Origin of the sequence: Pseudidiomarina salilacus (assembly GCF_047323925.1) — a bacterium.
GTDB classification, from domain to species: domain Bacteria; phylum Pseudomonadota; class Gammaproteobacteria; order Enterobacterales; family Alteromonadaceae; genus Pseudidiomarina; species Pseudidiomarina salilacus.
In genome coordinates this window covers 1,347,363-1,357,853 of sequence record NZ_CP178751.1, presented here as the reverse complement: position 1 = coordinate 1,357,853, position 10,491 = coordinate 1,347,363, and the positions used below count along the sequence as shown (strand labels likewise).

At 52.9% G+C, this 10,491-nt stretch carries 9 protein-coding genes; 8 read left to right on the top strand and 1 reads right to left on the bottom strand.

The window, feature by feature from the left end; translation table 11 throughout:
- Nucleotides 1-4: 4 nt before the first annotated feature.
- Nucleotides 5-727: a WecB/TagA/CpsF family glycosyltransferase gene (locus ACJ8W9_RS06465; RefSeq protein WP_411360694.1), complete on the bottom strand. Its 723-nt coding sequence runs from the start codon at nt 725-727 to the stop codon at nt 5-7.
- A 156-nt stretch (nt 728-883) separates the two neighbouring features.
- Here ACJ8W9_RS06465 and ACJ8W9_RS06460 point away from each other — a divergent pair, with 156 nt between their 5' ends.
- The 8 genes from ACJ8W9_RS06460 (at nt 884) to ACJ8W9_RS06425 (ending at nt 10,484) form a co-directional block, all read left to right on the top strand.
- Entirely contained in the window at nt 884-2,050 is a 1,167-nt protein-coding gene (locus tag ACJ8W9_RS06460; protein ID WP_411360693.1) for a nucleotide sugar dehydrogenase, read from the top strand.
- 38 nt (nt 2,051-2,088) lie between these two features.
- Entirely contained in the window at nt 2,089-3,186 is a 1,098-nt protein-coding gene (wecA, locus tag ACJ8W9_RS06455; RefSeq protein ID WP_411360692.1) for a UDP-N-acetylglucosamine--undecaprenyl-phosphate N-acetylglucosaminephosphotransferase, read from the top strand.
- A 22-nt stretch (nt 3,187-3,208) separates the two neighbouring features.
- A complete protein-coding gene (locus tag ACJ8W9_RS06450) occupies nt 3,209-5,965 on the top strand; it encodes an SLBB domain-containing protein (RefSeq protein ID WP_411360691.1) in 2,757 nt (918 codons plus the stop codon).
- The gene (pgi, locus tag ACJ8W9_RS06445; RefSeq protein WP_411360690.1) at nt 5,962-7,413 is read left to right on the top strand and encodes a glucose-6-phosphate isomerase; all 1,452 of its coding nucleotides are present in this window, start codon (nt 5,962-5,964) and stop codon (nt 7,411-7,413) included. Before ACJ8W9_RS06450 ends, pgi begins: the two co-directional genes overlap by 4 nt.
- Nucleotides 7,413-8,018, top strand: coding sequence for a 2OG-Fe(II) oxygenase (locus tag ACJ8W9_RS06440; RefSeq protein WP_411359051.1), 606 nt, complete (start codon nt 7,413-7,415; stop codon nt 8,016-8,018). The genes pgi and ACJ8W9_RS06440 overlap by 1 nt, the downstream gene beginning before the upstream one ends.
- Entirely contained in the window at nt 8,018-9,331 is a 1,314-nt protein-coding gene (locus tag ACJ8W9_RS06435; RefSeq protein ID WP_411360689.1) for a hypothetical protein, read from the top strand. Before ACJ8W9_RS06440 ends, ACJ8W9_RS06435 begins: the two co-directional genes overlap by 1 nt.
- A 76-nt stretch (nt 9,332-9,407) precedes the next feature.
- Nucleotides 9,408-9,923: a transcription/translation regulatory transformer protein RfaH gene (rfaH, locus tag ACJ8W9_RS06430; RefSeq protein ID WP_411360688.1), complete on the top strand. Its 516-nt coding sequence runs from the start codon at nt 9,408-9,410 to the stop codon at nt 9,921-9,923.
- Between the two features lie 285 nt (nt 9,924-10,208).
- The gene (locus ACJ8W9_RS06425; protein WP_411360687.1) at nt 10,209-10,484 is read left to right on the top strand and encodes a hypothetical protein; all 276 of its coding nucleotides are present in this window, start codon (nt 10,209-10,211) and stop codon (nt 10,482-10,484) included.
- The last annotated feature ends 7 nt before the right edge of the window (nt 10,485-10,491 follow it).

Below are 10,491 nucleotides of genomic sequence, written 5' to 3'. Positions count from 1 at the left end.
TAACCTATAATCGACGCAGCATGTGCAGCGCTAGATAATGAAATAATGAAACTTGGCGGCCGATGCGGCTTGGTTGCGCACAAAGCCGATAAAACCACTCTAAATGTAACTTACAAAATAGTTTGGGCGCACGTTTTACGTGACCTGTGAACACATCATAAGTGCCGCCCACTCCAAGATAAAACGCATTTGGGTAAAACTCGCGTAAGCGTTGAATCATTTTCTCTTGGCGTGGCGCACCCAAGGCGACGGTAACAATGGCAGGACGGGAAGCCACAAGCTGGTCACGAATCACCTGCTCGTCTTGTTCGTATCCGTGCACTGCTGCCACCACCGCGACCCCACGCTCGCGCAATTGCTCTGCAGCCATAGCATTGACTGCGGGCTTCGCGCCGATCAACATGACGGGAACCTGCTGTTCCGCCGCACGTTGCATCAGGGCTTCCCAAAATTCACAGCCTGGAATACGGGTATTGCGTACGCCTTTTGAAGCAACGGTTTTAACCACTCCGATGCCATCGGCAAAGCGCAGGTGAGCACTGTTAATGTGCTCACGCAGTGCCGGATCTTTGCGCGCTAACATGACAATTTCGCTGTTCACCGAGACACCAAATCCGTGTTGGACTTGCCCGTCTTTGATCACTGCGTCGAGCGCATCCTGCATAGAGTCGAATGGCATAATCGAAAGGCCACCGACATCAACTAGGGGTCTTGGGTCTTGCTGCATAGGTCGTTCGGATATGTGTTGTACAAAAGTTGGAAGGATCTTACACGCATGACAAAAAACTGCAATCTAACAGAGGTATAAGGATGACTTGCCAACAAGCGATGGTTTACACTAGCCGACTGTCGCATTTATCAGGAAATCGAAAAAGGACGCCAGATGGAAATTGTCGTTGCGGGTACGGGGTATGTAGGGCTTTCGAATGCCGTGTTGCTGGCGCAGCATGAGCAGGTGACCGCGGTCGATATCGTGGCCGAGAAAGTGGCCCAGCTACAAGCCAAGCAAAGCCCAATCAGAGATCCTGACATTGAACACTTTTTGCAGCATGAAAACCTCAAGTTTTCAGCCACCACTGACGCTGCAGCGGCTTACCGCAAAGCCGATTGGGTACTGATTGCCACTCCTACCGATTACGACCCGGAAACCAATTATTTCAATACCAGCTCGGTTGATCAAGTGGTCAGACAAGTGCTTGAACACAATGATCACTGTCACATTGTGATTCGTTCAACCATCCCTGTAGGGTATGTGCAAAAGCTGCGGCAAGAACTGCACACCGACCGGGTATTTTTTGCACCCGAGTTTTTACGCGAAGGTCGCGCCTTGCATGACAATTTGTATCCGTCGCGCATTGTAGTTGGGGAGCGTTCGGCCCGCGCTGAACAGTTTGCACAACTTTTACAAAAAGGCGCTCGCAAGGCAGATGTACCGGTGCAGTATACTGAACCGACCGAAGCTGAAGCGATCAAGCTGTTTGCAAATACTTATTTGGCGATGCGGGTGGCGTTCTTTAATGAGCTCGACACTTATGCTGAGCATCATGGTTTAGATACCCGTCAGATTATCGACGGTGTGTGTTTAGACCCGCGCATTGGCGGACATTACAATAATCCGAGTTTCGGCTACGGTGGTTATTGTCTACCGAAAGATACGCGGCAGTTGTTGGCCAATTATGACCAAGTGCCACAAGTGATCATCGGTGCTATTGTGGATGCCAACCGCACACGCAAAGATTTTATCGCCGAAGCGATTGCCAAGCGTAATCCGCGGAAAGTCGGTATTTATCGGCTGGTGATGAAGGCGGGGTCAGATAATTTTCGCTCATCGGCGATTCAAGGCATTATGCGCCGTTTGCAAGAAAAAGGGATTGAGCTGGTGATTTACGAGCCGAATCTTAAAGAAAGTGAATTTTTTAATTGTAAAGTTGTTAAGAATATTTCTGAATTCAAGCAGAATTCAGATATAATCGTCAGCAATCGCATGTCTGATGAGTTAGCCGATGTCGCCGACAAGGTCTATACTCGCGACATTTACAATAACGATTAAGCGATAAAAAAATAAATTAGACGGGAAATCGAACATTTATGAATATTTGGATGGTGTTGCTCGCTGCGACCATGCTTTCAACGGTGCTGTGCAACGTACTTATTCCAATGGCGTGGAAGACTGCACTCGTTGATCATCCTTGTGCTCGCAAGCAACACGCAGTTCCGGTTCCTCTGGTCGGTGGCCTAGCGGTTTATGGCACCATGGTCATTATGATGGTGGCGTTACTGCCACTCGAAGTCGATATCCGCTTATTCCTTGTCTCCTCAAGCTTCATGGTGCTCATTGGCGCCCTCGATGACCGTTACGATATTGATCCAGGTGTGCGTTTTATAGCGCAAATGCTGGCGGCAGCTGTGGTGGTCTTTGGTGCCGACGTGCAAATCATGCAACTTGGCAACTTACTCGGCACAGGTACGATTGAGCTGGGACCATTGGCCATGCCGTTCACCTTGCTGGCAATTGTTGCCGCCATGAACGCCTACAACATGATTGATGGTATCGACGGTTTGCTCGGGTCACTGGCAATGGTGGCCTTTGCTGGCATTGCCGCGTTGGCCTTTATGCACGATCAGCATTTACCGGTCATTGTTGCGGCAATTTTATTCGGCGCCATGATTCCCTATCAAATTCGCAATATGGGCTTCCGCTTACGGCCGATTCGCAAAATCTTTATGGGCGATTCAGGCTCGATGCTAGTCGGTTTCGTGGTGGTGTGGATGCTAGTCATGCTGACCCATCCAGAACGTTTACTTGAAAGCTGGTTTGCCATTCAGCCGAACGTAGAAGCCGTGCGCCCAGTCGCCGTGTTATGGCTGATAGCTGTACCCCTCATGGACATGTTTGCCATCATGGCGCGCCGCATCATGAAAGGGCAGTCACCGTTTCGTCCAGACCGCGAACATTTACATCACATCTTCATGCGTGCGGGCTTCACCTCGCGCCAAACACTCGGTATCATCACTGGTATCGCATGCTTTAAGCTAGCGCTGGGGCTAACCTTTGAATGGTTACAAGTTCCAGAGCCAATTGTGCTTAGCATTTTCATCGCAATTTTTGTACTCTACCTAGTAATGCTGAAGAACATCTGGCGCATTGTTTCGTGGGTACGGCAACAGCGCGATATCGAAGAATAACAACACCAACAGGGGAATTAGCGTGAAAGCATGGTTGCAACATACGCTAGCGGCAGCCGGGCTGGCGTGTCTTTTAGTAGGTGCCGCAGCACCTAGCGCACAGGCGCAAGATTTATCCAGCCTGACACCACAACAAATCGCACAAATTCAGAAGTTGCCCCGCGCACAGCAAGAAGCGATCGCCCGTCAGTTTGGTGTCAACCTTGCCGATATCGAACGTATAATGCAGGGCTCAAGCAACCCGCAGTCGAACGCTCAACCCGACCAGCAGCGCGCCGCGGACGCCATGGAAGCGCGTGACGAAATCGACACCCGCCCGCTTAATGAACTCAGTCCAGGTGAGTTGGCCGAGCGTCTTGCCGAAGACGACAAAGAATTACAGCCCTTCGGTTACAACCTGTTTGAAGGCGAGCCAAGTACCTTTGCACCAATGGCAAACGCGCCAGTACCCTCAAACTACCTGTTGGGCATCGGCGATGAGCTACGCATTCAATTGTACGGCAAAGAAACTCGCACCATTGATGCAGTAGTCGACAACGAAGGTCGCGTCACTATTGAAAACCTGGGCCCGCTGAGTGTCGCCGGTTTGCGTTATGATGAAGCGCGTGAACTGATTAAGAGCACTGTGCGTGAACGCATGATCGGTATGGAAGCGGCAGTCAGCATCGGCGAATTGCGCAGCATGCAGATTTTCGTGGTGGGCGAAGCTTACAAACCTGGTGCCTACACCGTGAGCTCACTGACCACCATTAGCCAAGCCTTGTTCGTGTCCGGTGGCGTGTCGGATATTGCCTCACTGCGGAATGTGCAGTTGAAGCGTAACGGCGAAACCGTGGTGACCTTCGATTTGTATAAACTGCTCACCGAAGGCGATGCCTCCAACGATTACCGCTTACAAGCGGGCGACGTGGTCTTTATTCCGACCCGTGGTGACATGGTAAGTATTGCCGGTGAAGTGTTGCGCCCGGCCATGTACGAAATGCTGCCCGATGAAACCCTTGCCGACGCCCTCAGCTTTGCGGGTGGCTTATTACCAAGTGCTTATCGTAAATCAGTGCAGTTACAACGCATCAGCGACGGCTCTCGCCGCGTGCAAACTATCGATCTCACGCGCACCGACGTGCAGCGCAAACTGCGCGGCGGTGACGCCGTGACCGTCTTCCCAGTGGCTGAAGAAACCGTCGACAGCGTGATGTTGGTTGGCGCTGCGGTACGTCCGGGCATGTACGAATGGCGCGAAGACCTGCGCATTAAAGACGTGATCCCATCGGTAGAAGGGGCGCTGTTGCCGATCACTGATTTGACCTACGGTATTGTGGTGCGCTCTAGCGCTGACCGCCGTACCATCAGCGTGCTGCAATTTGACGTCGCGCAAGCCATTCATGGCGCTAGCGAGCATAACCTAGAGCTGCAACCGCGTGACCAAGTGGTGGTGTTTAGCCGTTACGAAGCCGCGGCTGCTGAAGAAAACCAATTGAGCGCATGGCTGCGTTCAGAAAGTGATCGGGCTCGACAAGAGCGCGAACGGGTACTGGAGATCTACCGCAAACAGTATTTGCAGAAACTGATTGTCGATGACCTTGGTTTCAACGAGTTACTGGATCGCACCACGCCGGACCGCTCCGAAGAGTTGGATGACCAGCTCGACAGCTTGTTTGCCATTGGTGACAACGGGCAAGAGCGTGAAGACGATTATTACGCGAAATTCTCGCGCCGTAATCTGTTGCAACCTATTTTGTATCAGCTGCGCAACCAGTTCAGCGCGACTGGCACCTTGCCGCTGGTGTACATCGACGGTGAAGTGCGCCATCCGGGGATTTATCCGTTGGTGGAAGGTGCTAGCGCCGAACAAGTGATTGTGGCTGCCGGTGGCCTGAAAGAATCGGCTTATTTGGCGCGTGCCGAACTGACGCGCACTGAAATTACCAACGGTGAAGCTGAGGCGCGCTATGTGCCGTTTAATCTGGCGGAAGTATTACAAGGTGATCTGAATGTGCCGGTGCAAGGCCGTGACCGCTTGCAAATCTTGTCGATTCCACAGTGGCAAAACACTCTGCAAGTGCGCCTCGAAGGTGAAGTGCGCTTTCCAGGTACCTACACCATTCGCCGTGGCGAAACGCTGCAAGGTCTGCTCGACCGTGCTGGCGGTTTGACCGAGTACGCCTTTGTCCGCGGTGCGATTTTCACCCGTGATGACTTACGTGAAGCCGAGCGCAAGCGTTTAGAAGAACTCGCCCAGCAATTGCGGCGCGAAATCGCCTCGAATGTCATCACCGACAGTGGCGCCTCAGTTGCTTACAGCGAAATGAATCAGCTGCTGCGCGATTTGACCAATATCGAAGCGGTAGGTCGCTTGGTCATTGACCTACAAAATGTGATTGGCGATGGCGAACGTCTTACCGATATTCAATTAAAAGACGGCGACCGCTTGTTTGTCCCAACGGTGCAAAATACCGTGTCGATTATTGGCGAAGTGCAGCTGGCAAGTTCGTATCAGTACGAACCAGGTGTGTCGCTGGAAGAATATATTCAGCGCGCCGGTGGCATGCGCCAAAAAGCCGACGACGAGCGGGTGTATATCGTTAAAGCCAACGGCCGCGTCGTGGTACCTGAGCGTCGCTCGTGGTTCTCGTCGGGCGCTATCGATCAAATCGAGCCAGGTGACACCATTGTCGTCCCCATGGACACCCAATACATGAACAACATCGAGCTATGGAGCACCGCGACTCAGATCATGTATCAAGTTGGCGTCGCCCTAGCCGCATTGGCCGCTTTATGATGATAACGACACAATACCTCAACCTTGACCTGACTTATCAAGGCTTGTCGCGCGACGAGTTACAGCAACTCGCGAAGCAGCGCTTACCGCGCGACTTCGCCGAACAACGCTCCCAGTTGCTCAACGGCACCTTCGAAAATCCTAGCGAAGGCCGTCAAGTGACGCATGTGCTCAACCGCAGCCGTCACTCCGTAGTAGCCGCCAACGGTGGTCGCAACCGCTTTTCCGAAATCGTCCGTACGCTGCGCAGCGGCAAATGGGTCGGTGCCACCGGCCAAGTGATCACCGACGTTATTAACGTTGGTGTGGGTGGCTCAGATCTCGGCCCGTTACTGGGCAGCGAAGCACTCAGCGAATTTGCCGACGACAATACCGCGCACAAACTTAAAGTCCATTTTGCCAGCTCAATGGACGGCACCCAGCTGTACACTTTATTGCCACAACTGAATCCCGCCACCACACTGGTCATTATGGCGTCGAAAAGCTTCAGTACCATCGACACCATCGCCAATATTCGCACCTTGAAAGCATGGGCAGCAGCTGAGCTGAGCGAACAACAATGGCTCGACAAGCACGTTGTCGGCGTGTCGAGCAACATCGAAGGCATGACCAACTTTGGCATTCCACCAGCGCAACAATTGAGCTTTGCTGAATCAGTCGGTGGTCGCTATTCGTTATGGTCGGCGATTGGCTTGCCGATCGCGCTGACCGTCGGCGCCAATCAATTCGCGCGCATGCTCGACGGTGCCAAAGCCATGGACGCGCATTTTGGCGAAGCTGACGTGTTGGAAAACATACCTATGTTGATGGCGCTCACCGGCGTCTACAACCGTGAACAGCGCGGTATCAACAATGTGGCGGTGCTGCCGTACGATGGTCGCTTACAAAAGCTGCCGGATTATTTGCAGCAGCTCGATATGGAAAGTAACGGCAAGCAGCAAGACCGCAACGGCAATCCTATCGACAGGCCAACCGGACCGATTATCTGGGGTGGCTTTGGGCCGAACGGTCAACACGCGTTTTACCAGCATTTGCACCAAGGCTATGACAACTTTGCCGCGGATTTCGTACTGGTGTTAAAGCGTGCTGCGACAAAATTTGACGCAGCAACGCAAGCACAACTCGCTGAACAACAAATCTTATCGGTCGCCAACTGTCTGGCGCATCGCCGTCTGATGTGGTTTGGCGACGGTAAAACCTACCCAGGCCAACATCCGTCGAATTTGTTGTTCGTCGATGAACTCACGCCACAAAGTTTCGGCGCACTGATTGCTGCCTATGAGCACAAAGTGTTTACCCAGGGCGTGATCTGGAATATCAATTCATTTGATCAACCGGGCGTTGAGCTGGGTAAGAAAATCGCCAATGAAGTGCTGGATGTGATTAAAACCGGCACCGGCAGCAGCGATTTTGATGAAAGCACGCAGGCAATATTGAAGAGGCTCTGATGGATAATCCAACCACGCATATATTGTGTCAGGACCCTACCGTGTACATCATGGATGACTTTTTCACTGCGTCTGAAGGCGCGCATTTGAAAAAATGTGCTGCCGCACAAATGGCGCGCGCCAAAGTCAGTTCCGACAAAGAGGGCGTGCTCAGTAACGCACGCACCAATAGCTTGTGCTGGATCCAACATACCCACGATATGCTGGTGACCTACTTAGGCATGCGCATTGCCAAAGAGGTTGGCCTGCCACTGGAGAACGCCGAAAGTTTTCAGGTCATTCATTATGGCGAACAGCAAGAATATCGTGCCCATTTCGATGCCTACGATATGAACACTGAGCGCGGCAAGCGTTGTACTTCGCGTGGTGGCCAGCGTTTGATAACGGTGCTTGGCTACATTGATGCACCTGAAAAAGGCGGTTCGACCTATTTTCCAAAGCTCGATTTAAACGTGGCCGCGAAACCGGGCCGCCTGTTGTTCTTCGAGAATGTGGTGCGCGGCACCACCGAGGTTCATAAAAAAAGCCTGCATGCTGGCATGCCAGTGATCAAAGGCGAAAAGTGGGCCTTTAATTTGTGGTTCCACGAGCGCGAGTTCAAATAATGCGGGTGCTACTGGCAGCTGCTTGTCTGTTTATTGCGCAACTTGCGACACCAGCTGTCGCAACACCTTGGCTTGATGCCGAAGAACTCCATGTGCGTCACTCTTTGCAAGTGCTTGCCGATGCTGGCTTACTCCGTGCGCCGGTCACAACTTTTCCAGTCCTGTGGCGGCCGCTGCTGACCGATCTCGAAGCCATTAACCCTGATCAATTGACCGAATTACAGCAAGTTGCCTATTACAAATTGGTGGCTTTGCTCGAGTACCACAAGCGCGGTTCGTACACTGGTGTGCGCGTCGCAGGAGTAACTGATACCGGCGCCCAACCAAGTTTGCAGCGACCGATGGAAGGCAAAGCCTCGGCGGCGTTGACCCATGAACGAATTGGCGAAGTCGCGGCAGCGCGGGTGCGTGTCACCTATCGCGACAGCTCGCTGAGTTTGAATCCACGGGTGCGTACCGACAATCTGTCGTGGCAGGGCAGTTATGCGGCCGGCATGGCCGGTGATTGGGCGCTGTCATTTGACCAACTGCAAACCTGGTGGTCGCCAGGTTCGGCGCAAGACGGCCTGCACACAGTGAGCACCTTGCCGCTGCGTGCCGCGCGCGCAACCTACGCGCCAGATGCGCAATCGGCGTGGCGCGACGTCAGCTTTACTGCCTTTTGGGGCGAAAGCGAAGAAGAGTTCTTGCTCGACCCAGCAACACAATTATGGGAACGCGAAACGGCCTATGGCGCGCGAATTGGTTGGCGTGCCCACGATCGGTTGGAAATGGGCTTGCATTACACTGCCTCAGATTTGAATGATGCCGCGGCTTTGGGCGGCAAATCCGACAACTGGGTGTTTGACGCGCGGTTGACCTTACCGTACCAAATTGCCTTTTACGGCAGTACCAGCGAGCATGATATTAACGGTGTGCGCAGCAACGGCCACATGGCAGGTATCGATTGGAGTTTTGCTGAGCCGTCGAAACTCTCGCGGGTGTATGCGGAATACGACCGCACTGACTTAAGAAGCCTTTTCACCATTGGCTATGCGACCTTCGCCAATAACGGCTTAGGCTACGACTTCCGCATTCAAGACACCCGCGTGTACCGCGACGACACTGCCTTTGGTCGAGCCGCACGCTGGCAGCTATTGCCGGAATTCCGTCCCGGCATCGAACGCATCCAGCAATTTGAAGCGGTGGTATTCTTCCCGCTCGGCTTCAATAGCGTCGTCGAGCTCGGCCTACAAGCCTGGCAAGACACCTACATCGACGGCCGCGACGACAGCTTCGGCAACCTCATTGCCAGCTGGGAACTCCGCTGGTAACACCAGCGGTTGAACGCGCCTGCGCGTTGATGCACAATGAACACCTAGCAGTAACGCAACAGATTCAGGGATTCGAATGTCAGAACCGACGCCGCACAGTTGGTATCTTGTGCAGACTAAACCGAAGCAGGAGCTACGGGCACGAGCCAACCTCGAAAATCAAGCGCTGGAAGTAGCGCTGCCGATGCTCAACCTCGAGCGAATTCGGCGCGGCAAACGCACACCCGTCACCGAACCCATGTTCCCAGGTTATATTTTCGTAAAGGCTGGGGATTATTCACAAAACTTTCATAGAATCCGTAGTACCTTTGGTGTCAGCAAAATCGTCAAATTTGGTGACGCACCTGCTAGGATTTCAGATGCACTTGTTGCGCAAATGTTATCCGTTGACGAGCAGTCGCCGGCGGTGCAAGAGGCTATGCGACAGGCTGCGCCGCAGATTGGTGATAAAGTAGAAATCGCTGCAGGCCCGTTCGCTGGGCTATTCGCCGAGATTATCAAACTTGACGGACCATCTCGCTGCATAGTTCTGCTAGACTTCTTGCATAAGCAGATTCGCGCAGAATTTGAGCTATCAGACATTCGGCGCTAGAAAAACGTTAAGCAAACGTGGAGTCTCGCACCTTTAAGTGCGATAATCTGCATATAAATTCAGTTCAACCGCAGGTGCGGGCGCATTTAGGAGCGGCAACCCTAAGGGCGGTAGCGTGCCCGGACGGCAATACCACCACCGACGTAGCCCGTACTTCTAGTACGGGGAAGCGCGCAGACGACAGTGATGGTTGTCCACAAATGTAAATTTCCGAATGATAATTTGACCCGTAGTAGAACTACGGGCTACTATTTAGTCATACAATCTCGTAACAAGGAGTTACTCATGAACAAATTTACCGCAATCGCAGCTGCAGCAGCTTTCGCTTTCAGCGCAACTGCAGCAGCAAACCCAGAGCCGAAGCCAGAGCCAAAACCAGCTCCAGCACCGGTCATGCAAGAGACAACTCCAGCAGCTGAGCAAATGGTCAGTGTCGGTGGCGTACAAATGACTTACGCAGCCGCTGTTGCAGCAGCCGCAGCTATCGGCATGATCGTAGTTGTCGTGGCAAGCGATGACGACGACAACGTAGTAACAGTTACTAACGCTCCAGCTAACTAAAACCTAG